The organism is Pseudomonas sp. LJDD11, from assembly GCF_024584215.1.
Classification (GTDB): domain Bacteria; phylum Pseudomonadota; class Gammaproteobacteria; order Pseudomonadales; family Pseudomonadaceae; genus Aquipseudomonas.
In genome coordinates, this window is the sequence record NZ_JANJFL010000034.1 from 21,731 (window position 1) to 40,471 (window position 18,741).

An 18,741-nucleotide genomic window follows, 5' to 3' on the forward strand; every position below is an offset into this window, starting at 1 on the left:
AAGAGCGTTTAGTCGCGTAACTACATCGCGTAACAATAAGGCCCGCTTTTTGCGGGCCTTGTTGTTGGTGGCCTGAATATGAAAACGACCTTATCGGCGAAAAACGACGACTGATGGCGCGCTGACATATCCAAGGGGCCGGCCTGCGCTATTCTCACAGGCTGGCATGCCGATGGAATGGTCAGGCGTTTGCGGCCGTTTTTGGCCGCATCTGATCTTAGGTGATGAAGTCGGGAGAGTAGGCATGACGGGTGCTCCACGTTTTCACGATTACTACTGTAAGGCTGACCGCATCATGCTCAGCCTGGTCTGGCTGTTGTTTGCCACCTCACTGGGCCTGGCGTTCTGGTATGACACCTTTGGCCAGGCGATTGTCGTGGGGGGCGGGGTCGCGCTGCTGCTGAGCGTCATGCACAGAAGCCTGAGCGGCACCCGCTTGCTCCGCTGCTGCTTTGCGGTGGGCTTCATGGTCCTGGCGGCCCTTCATATCAACCAGGCCCGCGGCATGATCGAAGTCCATTTCGGCATCTTCGTGCTGTTGGCGGTGTTGACGGTTTACCGCGACTGGCTGCCGATTCTGGCAGCGGCACTGATTATTGCGGTGCACCATGTGCTGTTTCATGCCCTGCATCACGCCGGTTTCCCGGTGTACGTCATGCACCACAATGGTGGCTGGGGCGCGGTTATGGTGCATGCCCTGTATGTGGTGGTCGAAACCGTGATCCTGATGTACCTGGCCCGTCACATCCATGCCGAAGCCACAGAAAGCCAGGACATGCTCGACAAGATGCTGGTTACCGCATCAAAACTGACCTCCGGCGACGCCGGTGTGTCGCGCAACCGTCTGCATGTACCGCTGGTTCAGCGTTTCGAGAGCTTCCTGCAACAACTGAGCGGGATGGTCGAGGGTGTGGTGCGTGACACCCAAGGGCTGGGCAAGCTGGGTAACGACCTGGCCCAGGCCAGCACCTCGCTGGAGAGCGGCGCCAAACAACAGCTGACCGAGATTGCCCGGATGACCGACGCCATGCAGCGCATGGGCGAGGGCATCAGCGATATCTCTGTGCATGTGGGGCAGGCTGTGCAACAGGCCGGCGATGCCCGTGAACAAGTGGCCGAATGTCGCGCCAGCGTAGACCGGGCGCAGCGCGAGATTCTCGAACTGGCCACCTCGATCAGTCAGACCGACCAGACCGTTCAGGCCCTGGCCAGCCAGTCTCAACAGATCGGCACGGTGCTGGATGTGATCAGCAGCATTGCCGAGCAGACCAACCTGCTGGCGCTTAACGCGGCCATCGAGGCGGCGCGGGCCGGCGAGCAGGGCCGGGGTTTTGCCGTAGTGGCTGATGAGGTGCGCAGCCTGGCCCAGCGCACGGCGGTTTCGACCCAGGAAATTCAGGGCATCATCAGTGGCCTGCAGCAGGACAGCCGTCAAGCGGCCACGGCCATGCAGGGCAGCCGCCAGGGTGTGGACCGCTGTGTGCAGGACAGCCAGCGTGCGGCTGAATCACTCAAGGCCGTGGGCGTCGGCATTGGCTCGATCAGCGAACTCAACGGTCTGATCGCCGCCACCACCGACGAGCACTCTTGCCTGGGCCAGACCATTGCTAAACAGCTGATTGCGGTGCAGGACATTGCCGAATACACCGCCGACAATATCAGCGTCCTGGCCCAGAGCAGCCAGCGCCTGCCGCCGCTGGCGATGCGCCTGGAAAGTCTGGGGCAGACCTTTCAGCGCTGACCGGGCAACCTCACCACCAGCGCACCCGGCCCGGTCAGTGCCAGCCCGGCAAACAGAGTCACGAACAGCCAGCCGAACTGGCCTTGTTCCAGGCTCCAGTCCGGGTGCACCACCAGCAAGGCCACCAGCAGCAGGAACAGGATCGGCAGGCAGGCCAGGCGGGTGGCGATGCCCAGAGCGATCAACAGCGGGCACAGCAGCTGGGCGAACAGCGCTGCCAGCAGGGTTATGTGCGGGCCGAGGCCCAGCGGGTCGTCGATGTGTTGCAGCTCGCTACTCCAGTTGAGCAGCTTGGGCAGGCCATGGAGCTTGAGCATCAACAATGCGGCGCACACCCGCATCAACAGCAAACCAAGGTCCAGCAACCGGGCCGCAGCCTGGCTGGAGAGTCGGGGCAGGGGCATGGCAGGCACTCGTTGGGAAACCGGGCCTGACTATGGCGATATTGGCCGGCGAATGATTGCGTGGATGTGCGCTCTTGCATGTGGGGCAATTGGGCACATGCGTGCAAGCTGGCGGGCTGACCTACAGCGATAGTGGAAGCTTTTCCGGCTGCTCAGCCGGCCTACTGAACTGTCGAGTGAACCATGACCGCCACCCGCCCGCCGACCGCCTCACCCTGGAAGCCCTTGCAGGTAAAAGTCTTTCTCTGGCTGTGGCTGGCCAGCATTGCCTCCAATATCGGCACCTGGATGCACGAGGTCGGTTCCGGCTGGTTGATGACCAGCCTGTCGGCCAGCCCCCAGGCCGTGGCGTTGGTGCAGGTTGCCGGGGCCTTGCCGGTGTTCTTGCTGGCGCTGCCGGCCGGGGCGCTGGCCGATATCGTCAACAAGCGGCGTTATCTGTTGATCGTGCAGTTGTGGATGGCCGCTGTGGCGCTGGTGCTGACCTTGCTGACCCTGAGCGGGCAGATGACGGTGACGTTATTGCTGCTGCTGACCTTTGCCATGGGCATTGGCAGTGCGCTGATGATGCCGGCCTGGTCGGCGTTGGCGCCGGAGATCGTTGAGCGACAAGACGTCCCGGCGGCGGTGGCGCTGTCGAGCCTGGCGATGAACGTCGCCCGCGCCATCGGCCCGGCCATTGCCGGGGTGCTGGTCAGCCTCAGTGGTCCGTGGCTGACCTTTGCGCTGAACAGCGCCTCGTTTCTGGCGGTGATCATTGCCCTGTTGGCCTGGCGCCATCGGCCGGAGCCTTCCGTTCTGCCTGCCGAGCGCTGGCTGGGCGCGATGCGTGCCGGGGTGCGTTATGCGCGTGGCTCACAGCCGTTGCGTGCGGTGCTGGTGCGTACCGCCGCGTTCTTCAGTGGTGCGGTAGTGGGCATGGCCTTGCTGCCTTTGCTGGTCCGTCGCGAGATCGGCGGCAGTGCGCTGGATTACGGGATTCTGCTGGGCTGCGTAGGTGCGGGGGCGATCTTTGGCGCCATGCAGTTGCCGCGCCTGCGGGCCCGGTTCAGCCCCGACACCATCGTGCTCGGTGCCAGTCTGGTGTATGCCGCTGTGCTGTTGGGGCTGGCCTGGATTCGTTCGATTGTCGGCCTGGCGCCGGTCATGCTGATCAGCGGCATGGCCTGGATCGCGGTGCTCAGCAACCTGCAGGTGGCGGTGCAGACCAGCGTCGCGCCCTGGGTGCGGGCGCGTGCGGTGTCGTTGTACATTCTGGTGTTCTTCGGCTGTTCTGCCGCTGGCGCGGCGGCCTGGGGAGCGCTGGCCAGTCATGTATCAATGAGCGCAGCATTTATCGGCGGTGCTGCGGTGCTGACCCTCGGGCTGGCGCTGCGCGGGCGCTTCCCGCTGCCGACCGGCCAGATTGAAGAGCAGCAGCCTTCGTTGCATTGGCCGACCCCGATTCTCGACGAGCAGATGAGTGCCGAACGCGGGCCGGTGATGATCACAGTGGAATATTGCATCGCGGCTGAGCATGCTGCCCAGTTCCACCAGGCCATGCAGGCGGTCAGCCGCATGCGCAAGCGCAACGGGGCATTTTCCTGGGGGCTGATGCAGGACAGTGAGAATCCGCGTTGCTGGACGGAGTACTTCTTTGAAGAGTCATGGCTGGAGCACCTGCGCCACCATAACCGGGTGACCCGTGCCGACCAGAAGCTGGAGGCGGCTGCCCGGCGCTTTCAGGACAAGGCCGTAGAAGTGAAGATCAGCCACCTGTTGGCGGCCAGAGGGTAATCCCCGGCCACCAGATAGCAGGCGTAATCAGGCGACCTTGAAGCGGTTCACCAGGTGCTGCTGATGCTCGGCCAGGCGTGCCAGCTCCTGACTGGTCACCGCGGTCTGCTGGGCACCGGCGCTGACCTGGATGACCAGGTCGTTGATCTCGTTGACGTTGCGGCTGATGTCATCGGCCACCGCGCTCTGCTCTTCGGCCGCTGAAGCGATCTGGATCGTACGGTCGCTGATGCGGCCCACGCCTTCGGCGATTTCGTCGAGCAGGTCACCGGCACGTACGATGTTGCTGGCGCCGGCCTGGGCTTTGCCGAGGGTCTGCTGCATGGACTGGGTAGCACGGTCCGAGCCGTTCTGCAGGTTGGCGATCATCTGCTGGATACTGCCGGTCGACTGCTGGGTCTTCTGCGCCAGGCTGCGCACCTCGTCAGCGACCACGGCAAAGCCGCGACCGGCTTCACCGGCGCGTGCTGCTTCAATGGCGGCGTTAAGGGCCAGCAGGTTGGTCTGCTCGGCGATGCCGCGAATGACATCAAGCACCGAAGAAATCGAATCGCTTTCCTGTTTCAGCTCGCCAATGATTTTCGCGGTTTCCTCAGCCTGGCCGGACAACTGGTGAATCAACTCGATGGTGTTCGCGACTTCGCTGCGACCATCGATGGTGCTCTGGTTGATCTGCTGCGACATCTGCGCGGCATCGCTGGTGCTTTGCGCAACATCGCGCACTGTGGTGCTCATCTCGGTAATGGCCGCAGCCACCAGTTCAGTGCTCTGGCGTTGCTGCTCGACACTGTGGCTGGTCTGCACGGTGACCGCCGACGACTCTTCGGCCGCGGTGGCGACCTGCGCCGTGGCATTGCTGATTTCCTGGATGATGTTGGTGATTTCCACCGCCATGCTGTTGAGGTTGGCCGAAATCTGGCCGAATTCATCACGGCTCTGGTAGTCGGAGCGAGCAGTGAGGTCACGCTGCGATAGCTTGAGCAGTACGCCGTTCACATCACGCACTGCCAGGTCGATGTTGTGGATGATCAGGTAGGCCAGGGCCGACACTGCGAGCAGCGAGATCAGCACGGCAGTGATGGTCAGCCACAGGACCTGGTTGGCACTGTCGCGTGCCTCTTGGGCGAGTATGGCGACCTTTTGACTGAGGTTATTCTCCACCTCACCCATCAGGTCGATGCGCCTGGTGGCGGTTTCAAACCAGGATTCGGGTTTTACCCCCAGCGCGGTGCCCAAGGGCAATTCGAATGCCTGACGTTGCAGGCGGCCGACTTCCACGGCGCTGGCATCTTTCATCCGCTCGTCGAGTTGCTGCAGTAGTTCACCTGGCGCCTTGCGGCGGAAGTTTTCCGAATAGGCGGTAAATTCGCCCAGGTTGCGGCTGAAACGCGACAGCAGGTTGGCGTCGAAGCTGTTCTGGCTGAACACCAGGCCCAGCACGACCCGCTCGCGCCCGGCGCGCTCTTTCATTTCGATGAACTGATTCAGGGCACTGAGGGCGTGAATGATCTCTGGGTCGTTGATCCGCGCTTCAAGAGAATGGGTGAAGCCGATCAGCTTCTGGATGGCCTCGGTATAACGGGCGCCGGACTCGGTGCTGGGGATGCCCAGTGCGTCGACCTGGCTGCGCAAGGCCTGCAGGCCATCGAGCGCACCCAGTGCATTGCTCAATTCGCCGACGCCTTCGGTCGACATTGTCCTGACGGCCGCCAGTGACTGGTTGACGCTCTGGCGCATGGTTGCCAGCTCGTTACGCATCGAAGTGCCCTTGCTGCCCAGATAAACGCCGCTGGCGCCCCGCTCGCGCTGCAGGGTGGTAATCAGTTGGCTGATTTTCTGCGCGATGGCCGTGGCTCGTACGGTACTGTCCATGCTTTGCAGAATTCGGGTGTTCTCCACGACGCTGCTGGTGGCGAACCACAGAAAACCGAGCGAGGGGAGTAACAGTATCAGCAGCAGCTTTAAGCGCAGGGGGGCATTCTTGAGCATAGTCCTTCGAGCCTCAGATTATTTTATCCACTGCGTTCATGCAGTGGTTGCCAAGCGGTTGATAGACCTTATCGTCGCAGCCGACGAAAAGTTGATGGCGCAAAACAGCGTTAGTTGAACGAGTGGTCAATACTGATCCGTCAATATTCGCCTTCCCTTGGCTTGAAACTCTCTATGGCGCGGGTTGTGGCCTGTGGAACAGTTTTCGGCCAATTGGGGTTTCCCGGCTCATTTTTTGAAGCAAAAGACGTACCCGGCTACTGATACGCAGGACTCTATCGACAGGTGGCAGGGCGTTATTGATCTGCATCAGTAAGGCGTTGCGTCGGCTGGTTTAGCCTGCCCTCAGGGCCATTCAGGGCTGAGCTGCGTGGCCTACAGAAGGAACTGCCCATGAAACTCGCTCTATTGAGTGCTCAACCCTACGATCAACGGTTTTTTGATGAGGCCCTGCAACGCGATTGCCTGGCCGGTGACCTTGCCCTGAGCTACCTGACACCGACCTTGAACCGTGACACGGTCAGGCTCGCGCAGGGGTACGATGCCATTTGCGTATTCGTCAACGACCAACTGGATGCCGCCGTGCTGGAGGCGCTGGCAGGCTTCGGTGTCAAAGCGATCCTGTTGCGGTGCGCAGGCTTCAACAACATCGATCTGGAAAGCGCGGGGCGCCTCGGGCTGTTCGTGGCGAGGGTGCCCGGTTATTCGCCCGAAGCGGTCGCCGAGCACACCCTGGCACTGGTCATGACCCTCAACCGGCATACCCATCGCGCCTACAATCGGGTGCGTGAGGGCAACTTCATGCTCGAAGGCCTGCTGGGCTTCAACCTGCACGGCAAGACCGTGGGCATTATCGGCACCGGGCAGATCGGCCTGGCCACGGCGCGGATCTTCAAGGGTTTTGGCTGCCGTGTGCTGGGTTATGACCCGTTTGAAACCGCCGCCTTCAGCGGCGTGGGTGAGTACGTGACGCTGGGTCAACTGCTGGCCGAAGCGGACATCGTCAGCCTGCATTGCCCGCTCAGCGACACCACTCGCCATCTGATCCGCGCCGAAACCCTGGCCCAAATGAAGCCCGGCGCCATGTTGGTCAACACCTCGCGCGGCGCACTGATCGACACCCTGGCGGTGATCGAAGCCCTCAAATCGCGGCAGCTCGGGTCATTGGCCATCGACGTCTATGAACAAGAGAGCCAGCTGTTTTTCCATGATCGCTCCAGCGATCGTATCGACGACGAAGTGTTCCTGCGCCTGACCACATTTCCCAATGTGCTGATCACCGGCCATCAAGGCTTTTTCACCCGTGAGGCACTGGATCAGATTGCCGAAGTGACGCTGGATAACCTGAGATGTTTTGTACAGGGCGAGCGTTGCGCCAACAGCCTGGTTTGAGCCCTGTACGCTGCGGCCCGGTGGGCGCTCGCAGCAACATCTGATCCCGTAGGAGCAGCTTCAGCTGCGAAGAAGGGGTTCCAAAGCTATCCCTTAGGCCAACCCCCGTAACCACTCCAGCAAATCAGCCTGCAAACTGCCGGCTTGCAGTGGCTGCGGCGACAGCAGGCAATAGCGCGAGCCGTCTTCGACAAAGCCCAGTGGCGCGATGAGTACGCCGCTGGCCAGGTCGTCGCGCACCAGATGCCAGGGGCCGATCGCCACGCCAAGGCCGGCTACCGCAGCTTGCAGGCTGAAATAGAAATGCTCGAACACTTGCCCCGGCGGCTCGGGGTACGTTTGGTCGGCAGCCGTGGCCCATTCGGCCCAGGCTTGCGGCCGGGTGCGAGTGTGCAGGCAGGTCGCATCGCTGCGCAGTGCAGCAGCGGGTTTGTCCGTGTTGAACCAGGCCGCCAGTTTGTCCGGGCGGCAGACCGGTCCGACTTTTTCCACAAACAACGGCTCGGCACAATAATTGTCTGGCCAGCAGAAGTCATCGCGGCGGATTGCCAGATCAATACCGCTACTGAACGAAAACGGCCCGCCGCCGGCAACCAGGTGCATATCGATGCCCGGATGCCTTGCTTGAAAGGCCGGCCAGCGCGGAATCAGCCAGCGCATCAGCAAGGTTGGCTCGCACGACAAGACCCAGCGCCGCTGCTGGCGGGCACTGGCCTGTAACTCGGCCACTGACTGGCGGATCACGCCCAGACCATCGCCCACCGCCCGCGCCAGCTTGCGCCCGGCTTGGGTTAGAAATACCCGGCGGCTACGGCGTTCGAACAGCGCCAGGCCCAACTCGTCTTCGAGCAAGCGCACGGCGCGGCTGACCGCGCCGTGGGTCAGATGCAACTCGGTGGCCGCCTTGGTGAAATTCTCATGCCGGGCAGCGGCCTCGAAACAACGCAGAGCCAACAGCGAGGGCAGGCGAGCTTCGCAAAATGGTGAGTCTGACTCACCATTACGGTCAGAAAACATCGTTAATCATCCGCCAGAACCCCGGTTAGCATCGTGCTTTTATGGATGACGACAGGATAAGCCATGACCGAATGGATAGCTGTAATCACGATTACCTTGCTGGCGGTGATCAGCCCCGGCCCGGACTTTGCGATGGTGACCCGCAACAGCCTGATGCTGTCGCGCCGCGCCGGGGTATTTACCGCGTTGGGTATTGGCCTGGGCGTATTGGTGCATGTCAGCTACACCTTGGTCGGCGTGGGGCTGCTGATTCAGCAGTCACTCTGGCTGTTCAATGCCATCAAACTGGCTGGCGCCGCTTACCTGATCTACCTCGGTGTGAAGATGTTACTCGCCAAGCCCGGCGCAGTGGCGACCGCAGCAGCCGTCTCGATGTCCGACGCAATGGCATTGCGAACCGGTTTGCTCACCAACGCACTGAACCCGAAAACCACGATCTTTATTGTCAGCCTGTTCATGCAGGTGGTGCGGCCTGATACGTCAGTGGCGACGCAGATCGGCTATGGCGCGTTCATCTCGCTGGCGCATATGGCCTGGTTTGCACTGGTTGCGATGTGCTTTTCGGCCGGCGCCTTGCGTGAGTGGCTGCTGGGGGTAAGGCACTGGGTCGACCGGGCATTTGGCGGGTTGCTGGTGGGGTTTGGAGCGTTGCTAGTGGGGCAGAACAGCGGGCGTTGAGTGAGCTGGATCATGCCAACGGACCTGCTACCCCCGAAGTCACCCCCGAAGTCGTGAGTGATGATTTGCTGAGCGTTGCAGGGAGCATCGTCATGCCGGGGGAGTCGGACCAAGGTCCATGCAGGACCAGGCATAACGAAAAAAGGCCCAGGTTTTCACCTGAGCCTTTTCATATATGGCGCACCTGGCGGGATTCGAACCCACGACCCCTGCCTTCGGAGGGCAGTACTCTATCCAGCTGAGCTACAGGTGCAACGCGGGCGCCATAATACTCATCTGAACGCCGTGCGTCCATGCTGGCGAGCATGTGTTGTTGATTTCGCACGATTTATTGCCTGAAAGTGACATTTCGGCCAACGAGACTTGCACTGGCTGGACGTTGCGTTCTTTTTTTCGAACGGGCTCTTGTCCTTTTTTCTGCCTGTGCCTAGGATGCGTTTGAGATTTCAAACGCTCCTGTTCGGCCTTTCGGCCTGCTAAGCTTTGCGCGCCGCAGGAAAAGGCGAATTCATTTGTTAATGGTGCCCTGTGGCGGCGCCGTTTCTTTCTATCAGCTTCGCTGCGCCCGCGCGCGGTGTTTATCGGAGGCCGACATGCAGCTCAAGGATTCCAAACTGTTCCGCCAGCAAGCCTATATCAATGGTCAGTGGCTGGATGCAGACAGCGGTCAGACCATCAAGGTCAACAACCCGGCTACCAACGAGATTCTGGGCTCTGTGCCGAAAATGGGCGCTGCCGAGACCCGTCGTGCCATTGAAGCCGCCGACAAGGCGCTGCCGGCTTGGCGTGCACTGACCGCCAAAGAGCGTGGCGCCAAGCTGCGTCGCTGGTTCGAGCTGATGATCGAGAACCAGGACGACCTGGCTCGCCTGATGACCCTGGAGCAGGGCAAGCCGCTGGCCGAGGCCAAGGGCGAGATCGGTTACGCCGCATCGTTCATCGAGTGGTTCGCTGAAGAAGCCAAGCGCGTCTACGGTGACGTGATTCCTGGCCACCAGCCAGACAAACGCCTGATCGTGCTCAAGCAGCCCATCGGTGTGACTGCGGCCATTACCCCGTGGAACTTCCCGGCGGCGATGATCACCCGTAAGGCCGGTCCTGCTCTGGCGGCCGGTTGCACCATGGTGCTCAAGCCTGCTTCGCAGACGCCTTACTCCGCTCTGGCTCTGGCCGAGCTGGCTGAACGTGCCGGCATTCCGGCTGGCGTGTTCAGTGTGATCACCGGCAGCGCCGGCGAAGTCGGCAGCGAACTGACCGGCAACCCGATCGTGCGCAAGCTGTCGTTCACCGGCTCGACCGAAATCGGTCGTCAGTTGATGGCCGAATGCGCCAACGACATCAAGAAAGTCTCCCTGGAACTGGGCGGTAACGCGCCGTTCATCGTGTTCGACGACGCTGACCTGGATAAGGCCGTTGAAGGCGCGATCATCTCCAAGTACCGCAACAACGGTCAGACTTGCGTGTGCGCCAACCGTATCTACGTGCAGGAAGGCGTCTATGACGCGTTCGCCGAGAAGCTCAAAGTGGCTGTCGCCAAGCTCAAGATCGGTAACGGTCTGGAAGAGGGCACCACCACCGGCCCGCTGATCGACAGCAAAGCCGTGGCCAAGGTCAAAGAGCACATCGACGACGCCGTGAGCAAAGGCGCCAAGGTGCTGTTCGGTGGCAACAGTCTGGAAGGTACGTTCTTCGAGCCGACCATTCTGGTCGACGTGCCGAAGACTGCCGCCGTGGCCAAGGAAGAGACCTTCGGTCCTCTGGCGCCGCTGTTCCGTTTCAAGGACGAAGACGATGTCATCGCCATGGCCAACGACACCGAGTTCGGTCTGGCCTCTTACTTCTATGCTCAGAACATGAGCCGCGTGTTCCGCGTTGCTGAAGCGCTGGAGTACGGCATGGTGGGTATCAACACCGGCCTGATCTCCAACGAAGTGGCACCGTTCGGCGGTATCAAGTCCTCGGGCCTGGGCCGTGAAGGCTCCAAGTACGGCATCGAAGACTACCTGGAAGTCAAATACCTGTGCCTGTCGATCTGATTCGATAGCGGGTTTTGCAGCCGGTGGGGCGCGAGAGCGACGCTTCACCGGTTTTGTTGTACCGCAACCTGTAATGGTGGCCGAGAGGCCGCGCCAGTCGATCATCGTATGCTGGCCCGGTTCTTCCTGCTGCTGAATCCTTGCAACACGCCGACGATGAGCGGCGAATGAGGACCCCATGAGCAAGACCAACGAATCCCTGCTGCAACGCCGTGCCGCCGCTGTTCCACGTGGTGTCGGCCAGATCCACCCGATTGTCGCCGAGCGCGCCGAAAACGCCACTGTGTGGGACGTCGAAGGCCGTGAGTACATCGACTTTGCGGGCGGCATTGCAGTACTGAACACCGGCCACCTGCACCCCAAGGTCGTGGCTGCCGTTCAGGAACAGCTGACCAAACTGTCGCACACCTGCTTCCAGGTACTGGCCTATGAGCCGTACATCGAACTGTGTGAAGAAATCGCCAAGCGCGTGCCGGGTGATTTCGCCAAGAAAACCCTGCTGGTCACCTCCGGCTCCGAAGCCGTCGAGAACGCAGTGAAGATCGCCCGTGCCGCCACTGGCCGTGCCGGCGTGATCGCCTTCACCGGCGCTTACCACGGCCGCACCATGATGACTCTGTCGCTGACCGGCAAGGTCGCGCCGTACTCCGCTGGTATGGGCCTGATGCCTGCCGGTGTGTACCGCGCTCTGGCGCCGTGCGAGCTGCACGGTGTGAGCGAAGACGAGTCCATCGCCAGCATCGAGCGGATCTTCAAGAACGATGCCCAGCCACAGGACATCGCCGCGATCATCATCGAGCCGGTGCAGGGCGAGGGCGGTTTCTACATCAACTCGCCAGCTTTCATGAAGCGCCTGCGCGCGCTGTGCGATCAGCACGGCATCCTGCTGGTGGCTGACGAAGTGCAGACCGGTGCGGGCCGCACCGGCACCTTCTTCGCCACCGAGCAACTGGGCGTGGTACCGGACCTGACCACCTTCGCCAAATCGGTCGGCGGCGGCTTCCCGATCTCCGGCGTCAGCGGCAAGGCCGAGATCATGGACAAGATCGCGCCGGGCGGTCTGGGCGGCACTTATGCCGGCAGCCCGATCGCCTGTGCGGCGGCTCTGGCCGTGCTCAAGGTGTTCGACGAAGAGAACCTGCTGGAGCGCTCCAAGGCTGTCGGCGAGACGCTCAAGGCCGGTCTGAACAAGATTGCCGAGAAACACAAGGTGATCGGTGACGTGCGCGGTCTGGGTTCGATGATCGCCATTGAGCTGTTCGAAGGCGGTGACCACAGCAAGCCAGCCGCCGAGCTGGTCGGCAAGATCGTCGCTCGCGCTCGCGAGAAAGGCGTGATCCTGCTGTCGTGCGGCACTTACTACAACGTGATCCGCTTCCTGATGCCTGTCACCATCCCTGACGCGCAACTGGAAAAAGGTATTGCCTTGGTCGCCGAGTGCTTCGACGAACTGGCGTAAGCCTGAGTTGATGAAAAAACCCGCTTCGGCGGGTTTTTTCATTTGGTGGGGGGATTTTTTCTGCATATGGCTATATCCGGACGACAGCTTTGGCTAAGGTGAACGCATCGATGTCGGAGAGTCATGATGACGGCTGTGGATTTACTCGGGGTGCCAAGGGTGTTGATCGCTGAGTCCGATCCCTGGATTCGCGAAACACTCAGCGATCTGGTCCTGAGCGTACGTGACGATGTCGAACTGGAAGTCTGTAGCGATGGCAGACAAGCCGTTGAATGGATGAAAAAACAGGTACCTGACCTGATCATTGCTGCCCGTGAATTACCTGCTATCGACGGCCTGAGCCTGTTGCGTGGCGTACGCAAGACGGGTCGGCAACCTCCGGTTCCGTTCATTCTGCTCAGTAGTCGCAGTGACAGCGCGAGCGTGCGCGAAGTACTGCCGCTGGCGCCTACGGCTTACCTGACCAAACCGCTGAACAATGAGCTGTTGCTCCAGCGCCTGCGCGGCTTGCTGGTGGAGTGCTCGACGGCTGGGCCGAGCATGCAGCCGGGCATGACCCTGGCCCTGTTTCTCGACAAGCGCCGTGAAACGGCTGACAGCGCGCCGTTATGTGTAAACGTCGAGGCTGCCCTGCAGCTGTGCCGCACCAGCAAGGGGCTGGACATCCATCTGCTTGAGCAGGAGTTGCGCAACGATCCGCACATCACTGCGGTGCTGATTGCCGCTGCCAACACCGCCGCCCAGCATCTGGGCAAGCCGGTGCAGACGCTCGGTGGTTCGCTGGCGGTGCTCGGGGCGACGCAGAGTGCGCAGATTGTCGCCGGGCTGGGCAAGAAACGGGTCGCGACCCTGAGTCATGACGGGCTGTTGGCGCGAGCCAACGACCTGTGGCTGATGTCCCAGCGTACTGCCGACTACGCACGGATTCTGGGGCGTATGCTGGAGCTCAACACCGAGCGCTGCTTCAGCGCCGGATTGTTGCAGTCGCTCGGTGAGCTGGCGGTGATTGGTTGTTTGCAGGAGTGGCTGCTGCATGGCGGCAAGCTCGATGACGACACCATCAACCAGATGCTGGAGCAGTATTCGGCAGCCTTTGGTTCTGCGCTGCGCCGACGCTGGCGTCTGCCGCTCGAACTGCGTGAGCTGATTGCAGCGGTGTATCAGTACAACACCGGGATCTTCACCCGTGAAGTGCTGGCCATGAACCTGGCCGGTGAAATGGCCCGGCTGACCGATCAGCAAAGCGTCAACCCGCTGGTCAAGTCCAAGTCGGCGCGGCTGCTCAAACTCAGCGTCGCTGACCTGCAGCGCTTGCGTAAAAAGCTCACTGGCGTAGTCGACCCGAGCCTGCTGGCGATTGTTCAGGCGGCGCAAAGCCAGGCAGAACAGCCTCCTGTGGAAGACGATCTGCCGGACCTGCTGGATCTGACCCCGGAGCCGGAACCGCCGGCCGAAGAGGATCCACCAGCGGTAGAGTCGAGCGACGTCCCGGAAAAACCGTAGCTGGGAATTGCTGGCTAGATGTTTCGCTGCTAAAGCAGCTCCTACTTAGGCAATATATACCCCGGTGGGAGCTAGCTTGCTAGCGAAGACGGCGGCACATTCGCAGCAGATGCTGTGGCTTTAATGGCCTCTTCACGAGCAAGCCCGTTTCCACAGAGATTTCTAGTATTGGGCCTCAGCCCAGCACGATCTGGTTCTTGCCCTGGCGTTTGGCCTGATACATCGCTTCATCGGCGCGTCCGTACAGCGCTTCCAGGCTTTGGTCGCTGTCGGTGAGGCTGGTCAGGCCCTGGCTGGCGGTGATGCCAAAGCTCTGGGCGTCATGCTGGAAGCTCAGGCGCTGGATCTCACGCTGCAGGCGCTCGGCAATCTGCAAGGCCGTGTCTGCCGCGCAGCCGGGGAATATCGCCGCGAACTCCTCGCCACCGATTCGGCCGAACAGGTCGCCACGGCGCAGCGTGGTGCGGCCGCTTTCGGCGATACGCTGCAACACCAGGTCGCCGGTCTGATGACCGTAGGTGTCGTTGATTTTCTTGAAGTCATCGATATCCAGCAGCAGGAACGACAACGGTGTGCCTTGCAGGCGGGCCAGTTCGAACTCGCGCTGGGCGCACTCGAAAAAATGCCGGCGATTGCTGCTTTGGGTCAGTACGTCAGTGGTAGCCAGGCGTTGCAGTTCATCTTCCAGGCGTTTTTTTTCGGTGATGTCTTCGGCAATACCCACCACGATCAGGCGTTGGCTGGCGTCGGCCTGCTGGCTGACAAAACATTTATCGCTGAGCCAGCGCACTTCGCCATCGGCGCGAATGATGCGGTATTCACGATCTTCGATGGCGCCCTTGTCGATCACTTCGCTGAGGCTACGCTCTGCGTAATTGAGGTCGTCCGGGTAGATGCTGTCGCGCCACTGCGCATAGTCGGCCAGCAGCAGGCCGGCTGAGCGGCCAAAGATCCGCTCGTAGGCAGGGCTGACATAGATCATCCGCTGGGTTTCCCAGTCGAAGGCCCAGAGCACGGCGTTGACGCTGACCAGCAGGGAACTGAACAACTGCTCGCGTTCACTCAACCGGGCGACCTCGGCCTGGGCATGCATCAGCGCCAGCAGGGTTTCGGCAGCAACCGGCATGTGGGCTGACTGCATGGGTGCAGTAAGGGGCGATTTTTCCATGGGCACGTCGTCGCGAACCACGCAAAACAGTTCGCGTCGTTGGGTCTCTTGTAAGGCAATGGATAGTCGATTTGAGCGATTTTTCGCCAGAAAGTTCCATCAAGGGTGCGCCCTTTCGGGCGCACCGATCAACGGCTCACTGGGTGGCGGGACGCAGCGAATAGGTTTTGAGCTGGTTGGCGAACTCGCGCAGCGACTGGATACCGCTGGTTTCGGCCTCGTGAATCCAGACCTTCATGGCCGCCAGCATGTCTTGGCTGTTGCTGCTGGTCTTGAGCCAGATCTGTTGCAGGGCCAGGCGTTTTTCATAGATCACCTTGAGTGCCTGACTGTGCTCAAGCATGGCCTGGATACGCTGGCGGTGGTGCTCGTCGAGCAGGCTGGTTTCGCGCGACAGCAGGCGTCTGGCGCGATGGAACTGGTGGCGTACCGAGGCGTCGACATTGGCCAGTTCCTGGGTGACCAGCGGACCAATGACCTGCTTGCGGTACAGTGCCATGACCTGAAAGCGGTTGTTGAGAATCGCCGTGGCGGTGTCGCGGTCCAGCAGTTGTTTGCCGGGCACCCGGTGGGCAACCGGTGCGACGCGCTGCACCTTGGCCAGGCGCAAGGCGCTGAACACCTTGATCCATGCCCAGCCCATGTCGAACTCCCAGGGTTTGACCGACAACTTCGCCGAATTGGGGTAAGTGTGGTGGTTGTTGTGCAGTTCTTCACCACCGATGACGATGCCCCACGGGACCAGGTTGGTCGCCGCATCACGGCATTCGAAGTTGCGGTAGCCCAGCGCATGGCCCAGGCCGTTGACCACTCCGGCCGCCCAGAAGGGAATCCACATCATCTGCACTGCCCAGACGGTGATGCCCAGGACGCCGAACAGCGCCAGATCGATCACCGCCATCAGCGCGATACCCAGCAGTTTGTAACGCGAGTAGAGGTTACGCTCGATCCAGTCGTCGGGGCAGTTTTTGCCATACAGGCGCAGGGTGTCCTGGTTGCTGGCCTCGGCCCGGTACAGCTCGGCGCCCTTGAGCAGCACGGTAGACAGCCCTTTGATCACCGGGCTGTGCGGGTCGTCGACGGTTTCGCATTTGGCGTGGTGCTTGCGATGGACGGCGGTCCACTCGCGAGTGTTCTGGCCAGTGGTGAGCCACAGCCAGAAACGGAAGAAGTGTTTGAGACCTGCGTTCAGCTCCAGCGAGCGGTGCGCTGAATAGCGATGCAGATAGACGGTCACACTGATGATAGTCACGTGGGTCATGACCAGCGTGACGGCAATCAACTGCCAGACGGACAGGTCGAGTAAACCGTTGTACCCCATAGGCTGTAGTGCCCTCGCGAGTGGTGGGTGAGTAAAAAATGAACAGTGCCCATTATCTCTGAGCGGCAGCGGAAAACCAGATGTCGCAGCATGGAAGCGTCGCAGGATGTTTCTTGTTTTATAATCCTGGCGCCTGTAAGGATATGTGTTTTTTTATGACGGATTTAACGCGAAAAGCGCTGGGAGCCTCCATTTTCTATGGCTGGCTGACCTTTTTGTGGTGGCTGATTTTCGGTTATGCGGTGCCTGTATGGCTCACTGACCCGGTGTTGCTCCACCAATGGCAGCAGACGAGCGGTTACCTGTGGGTGGCGCTGACCGTCCTGGTGTTGTTCAGCTACCGTGGCTGCCTGCTCCGATGGCTGGGCGCCGACGAACTGCTGCGCCGCCAGCATGAAGACTACGATCGGCTGCGCATTGCTGCGGCGGTCTTCGACAGCACCCGTGAAGGTGTTCTGGTCACGAATGAAAAGGGCCAGATCATTCACGTCAACCGGGCGTTTGTCGACATTACCGGGTATCAGCCGGAGGAGGTGTTGGGCTTTAATCCCAGCAAGTTCAAATCCGGTCGCCACGACACAGCGTTCTACACCCGGATGTACCAGGCCATCTCCCAGGACGGGCACTGGGCTGGCGAGATCTGGAACCGGCGCAAGAGCGGCGAGGTGTACCCGCAATGGCAGAGCATCCGCGGCCTTACTGGGCGTAGCGGGCAGGTGAAGCATTTTGTCGCGGTGTTCTCCGACCTTTCAGCCATCAAGCGCTCTGAGCAGGAGCGCCTGCAACTGGCGCACTTTGATGCGCTGACCGGTTTGCCGAACCGTCTGTTGTTCACTGAGCGCACCACCGAAGCGGTTGCCGCGGCGCAGGCGGTCAAGCGTGGCTGCGCAGTGCTGCTGATCGACCTGGACCATTTCAAGAATATCAATGACAGCCTCGGACACAGTCTCGGTGATCTGGTCTTGAGGTCGGTGGCTGAGCGGTTGTCCGGGCTGTTCGCCAGCAAGCTGACCCTGGCGCGCATGGGCGGCGACGAGTTTGCCCTGTTGCTCAAGGATTGCCCACAGATGATCCAGGCGGCCGGCCTTGCCCAACAGGTGCTTGATGCCTTCAATGCGCCGTTCCTGATTGAGGGCCAGCAATTGTTCCTGACCACCAGTATCGGGATCAGCCTGTTTCCTAATGATGCGCTATCGGCCGAACAACTGCTGCGCAATGCCGATGCCGCGTTGTTCAAGGCCAAGCGCCGCGGCCGCGAATGTTATGCGCTGTACACCGAAGAACTGACGCTGCATGCCCAGCAACGGGTCGAACTGGCCAGTGAGTTGCGCCGCGCCATAGAACAGCAGGAACTGCGGGTTTATTACCAGCCCGTGCATGACCTGACGACGCGGCGGATCAGCGGCGTTGAGGCACTGGTGCGCTGGGAGCACCCTGAACGCGGCATGGTCTCGCCGGGTGAGTTCATTCCGGTGGCCGAGCAGAGCGGGCTGATTGCCGATATCGATGACTGGGTGTTGCGCGCGGCCTGTACCCAGATGCGTCAGTGGCAGGCTGACGGAGTGCCGGTGTCGTTCGTGGCCGTGAACATCTCCAGTCGGCAGTTCAGCAGCGGCGATCTGGACCTGCAGGTGGCCAGGGTGCTGCAACAGACCGGGCTGGCCCCGGCGTATCTGGAGCTGGAAGTCACCGAAAGCGCGGTGATGAGCGACCCGGAACAAGCCATCGAGCAGTTGCATCGTTTGCGTGAACTGGGCCTGAGCCTGGCCATTGATGATTTTGGCACCGGCTACTCTTCGCTGTTGCGCCTCAAACGCATGCCGGTGAAAAAGCTCAAGATCGACCAGGGTTTCGTGGCCGGGCTGCCGGCTGATGACGACGATATCGCTATCGTGCAGGCAATCATTGCGCTGGCCAGGAGCATGAGCATGCAGGTGCTGGCCGAGGGCATCGAGAGCGCTGAGCAAGCAGCATTTCTATACGACAGTGGCTGTCAGCTGGGCCAGGGCTACTGGTTTGCCAAGCCGATGCCAGCGGCACAGATCGACTGGTACAAGGCACCGGACTTCGGCCTCACTCCGGTCTGAGGCAGTGACATCGGGGTGCGCAATGCACCCCATGATGCAGGCGGATTGGTAAATTCATTTTGGTTATATCTGCATTCTTAAATAGTCTTTTTAAGAATAACTCTGCCTATCTAATATAGCCTCAACGCCACAAGCCGTTGCTCCCCAGTCGCAACGGCGGACCCGCCACT

Annotated in this window: 13 protein-coding genes and 1 tRNA gene; 8 read left to right on the forward strand and 6 right to left on the reverse strand. The window is 60.9% G+C overall.

Features of this window, described 5'->3' with window-relative positions; translation table 11 throughout:
• Positions 1-244: 244 nt before the first annotated feature.
• Positions 245-1,741, forward strand: a complete 1,497-nt coding sequence (locus NRB16_RS26410) for a methyl-accepting chemotaxis protein (RefSeq protein ID WP_257107320.1) — start codon at positions 245-247, stop codon at positions 1,739-1,741.
• Here the strand turns inward: NRB16_RS26410 and NRB16_RS26415 are convergent.
• On the reverse strand, positions 1,732-2,145 hold the full coding sequence (locus NRB16_RS26415; RefSeq protein ID WP_045485781.1) for a DoxX family protein: 414 nt from the start codon (positions 2,143-2,145) through the stop codon (positions 1,732-1,734). The two genes, NRB16_RS26410 and NRB16_RS26415, sit on opposite strands and share 10 nt — an antisense overlap.
• A gap of 183 nt (positions 2,146-2,328) precedes the next feature.
• Here NRB16_RS26415 and NRB16_RS26420 point away from each other — a divergent pair, with 183 nt between their 5' ends.
• Entirely contained in the window at positions 2,329-3,921 is a 1,593-nt protein-coding gene (locus NRB16_RS26420; protein WP_257107321.1) for an MFS transporter, read from the forward strand.
• 27 nt (positions 3,922-3,948) lie between these two features.
• Here the strand turns inward: NRB16_RS26420 and NRB16_RS26425 are convergent, their stop codons facing one another.
• Positions 3,949-5,910: a methyl-accepting chemotaxis protein gene (locus NRB16_RS26425; RefSeq protein ID WP_257107322.1), complete on the reverse strand. Its 1,962-nt coding sequence runs from the start codon at positions 5,908-5,910 to the stop codon at positions 3,949-3,951.
• A gap of 393 nt (positions 5,911-6,303) precedes the next feature.
• Here NRB16_RS26425 and NRB16_RS26430 point away from each other — a divergent pair, with 393 nt between their 5' ends.
• Positions 6,304-7,302: a 2-hydroxyacid dehydrogenase gene (locus NRB16_RS26430; RefSeq protein WP_257107323.1), complete on the forward strand. Its 999-nt coding sequence runs from the start codon at positions 6,304-6,306 to the stop codon at positions 7,300-7,302.
• A 93-nt stretch (positions 7,303-7,395) separates the two neighbouring features.
• Here the strand turns inward: NRB16_RS26430 and NRB16_RS26435 are convergent, their stop codons facing one another.
• Positions 7,396-8,319 (reverse strand): LysR family transcriptional regulator, encoded by a 924-nt coding sequence (locus tag NRB16_RS26435; protein WP_253142735.1) that lies wholly within the window; start codon positions 8,317-8,319, stop codon positions 7,396-7,398.
• A 63-nt stretch (positions 8,320-8,382) separates the two neighbouring features.
• On the opposite strand from NRB16_RS26435, the gene NRB16_RS26440 reads away from it, so the two are divergent.
• Positions 8,383-8,997 carry a LysE family translocator gene (locus tag NRB16_RS26440; RefSeq protein WP_045485796.1) on the forward strand — a complete coding sequence of 205 codons (615 nt, stop codon included), beginning with the start codon at positions 8,383-8,385 and terminating at the stop codon, positions 8,995-8,997.
• A 176-nt stretch (positions 8,998-9,173) separates the two neighbouring features.
• Here NRB16_RS26440 and NRB16_RS26445 read toward each other — a convergent pair.
• A tRNA-Arg gene (locus NRB16_RS26445) sits at positions 9,174-9,250 on the reverse strand.
• 340 nt (positions 9,251-9,590) lie between these two features.
• On the opposite strand from NRB16_RS26445, the gene gabD reads away from it, so the two are divergent.
• The 3 genes from gabD (at position 9,591) to NRB16_RS26460 (ending at position 13,995) form a co-directional block, all read left to right on the forward strand.
• A complete protein-coding gene (gene gabD / locus NRB16_RS26450; protein ID WP_045485798.1) occupies positions 9,591-11,033 on the forward strand; it encodes an NADP-dependent succinate-semialdehyde dehydrogenase in 1,443 nt (480 codons plus the stop codon).
• Between the two features lie 178 nt (positions 11,034-11,211).
• Complete coding sequence (gabT, locus tag NRB16_RS26455; protein WP_045485800.1) at positions 11,212-12,492, forward strand: 4-aminobutyrate--2-oxoglutarate transaminase; 1,281 nt, start codon at positions 11,212-11,214, stop codon at positions 12,490-12,492.
• Positions 12,493-12,615: 123 nt separating this feature from the next.
• Positions 12,616-13,995, forward strand: a complete 1,380-nt coding sequence (locus NRB16_RS26460; RefSeq protein WP_253117051.1) for an HDOD domain-containing protein — start codon at positions 12,616-12,618, stop codon at positions 13,993-13,995.
• Between the two features lie 175 nt (positions 13,996-14,170).
• Here the strand turns inward: NRB16_RS26460 and NRB16_RS26465 are convergent, their stop codons facing one another.
• On the reverse strand, positions 14,171-15,163 hold the full coding sequence (locus tag NRB16_RS26465; protein WP_257107324.1) for a sensor domain-containing diguanylate cyclase: 993 nt from the start codon (positions 15,161-15,163) through the stop codon (positions 14,171-14,173).
• A 136-nt stretch (positions 15,164-15,299) separates the two neighbouring features.
• Positions 15,300-16,484, reverse strand: coding sequence for a delta-9 fatty acid desaturase DesA (gene desA / locus NRB16_RS26470; RefSeq protein WP_253117053.1), 1,185 nt, complete (start codon positions 16,482-16,484; stop codon positions 15,300-15,302).
• 155 nt (positions 16,485-16,639) lie between these two features.
• On the opposite strand from desA, the gene dibA reads away from it, so the two are divergent.
• Positions 16,640-18,571: a phosphodiesterase DibA gene (dibA, locus tag NRB16_RS26475; RefSeq protein WP_253117054.1), complete on the forward strand. Its 1,932-nt coding sequence runs from the start codon at positions 16,640-16,642 to the stop codon at positions 18,569-18,571.
• Positions 18,572-18,741 lie beyond the last annotated feature (170 nt).

What these genes read in the sequence shown, in the direction of transcription:
- NRB16_RS26440 (WP_045485796.1), top strand. Translation starts at nt 8,383, where the DNA reads ATGACCGAATGGATAGCTGTAATCACGATTACCTTGCTGGCGGTGATC.
- NRB16_RS26415 (WP_045485781.1), bottom strand. Translation starts at nt 2,145, where the DNA reads ATGCCCCTGCCCCGACTCTCCAGCCAGGCTGCGGCCCGGTTGCTGGAC.
- NRB16_RS26460 (WP_253117051.1), top strand. Translation starts at nt 12,616, where the DNA reads ATGATGACGGCTGTGGATTTACTCGGGGTGCCAAGGGTGTTGATCGCT.
- NRB16_RS26420 (WP_257107321.1), top strand. Translation starts at nt 2,329, where the DNA reads ATGACCGCCACCCGCCCGCCGACCGCCTCACCCTGGAAGCCCTTGCAG.
- NRB16_RS26425 (WP_257107322.1), bottom strand. Translation starts at nt 5,910, where the DNA reads ATGCTCAAGAATGCCCCCCTGCGCTTAAAGCTGCTGCTGATACTGTTA.
- gabT (WP_045485800.1), top strand. Translation starts at nt 11,212, where the DNA reads ATGAGCAAGACCAACGAATCCCTGCTGCAACGCCGTGCCGCCGCTGTT.
- NRB16_RS26435 (WP_253142735.1), bottom strand. Translation starts at nt 8,319, where the DNA reads ATGTTTTCTGACCGTAATGGTGAGTCAGACTCACCATTTTGCGAAGCT.
- gabD (WP_045485798.1), top strand. Translation starts at nt 9,591, where the DNA reads ATGCAGCTCAAGGATTCCAAACTGTTCCGCCAGCAAGCCTATATCAAT.
- dibA (WP_253117054.1), top strand. Translation starts at nt 16,640, where the DNA reads ATGACGGATTTAACGCGAAAAGCGCTGGGAGCCTCCATTTTCTATGGC.
- NRB16_RS26465 (WP_257107324.1), bottom strand. Translation starts at nt 15,163, where the DNA reads ATGGAAAAATCGCCCCTTACTGCACCCATGCAGTCAGCCCACATGCCG.
- NRB16_RS26430 (WP_257107323.1), top strand. Translation starts at nt 6,304, where the DNA reads ATGAAACTCGCTCTATTGAGTGCTCAACCCTACGATCAACGGTTTTTT.
- desA (WP_253117053.1), bottom strand. Translation starts at nt 16,484, where the DNA reads ATGGGGTACAACGGTTTACTCGACCTGTCCGTCTGGCAGTTGATTGCC.
- NRB16_RS26410 (WP_257107320.1), top strand. Translation starts at nt 245, where the DNA reads ATGACGGGTGCTCCACGTTTTCACGATTACTACTGTAAGGCTGACCGC.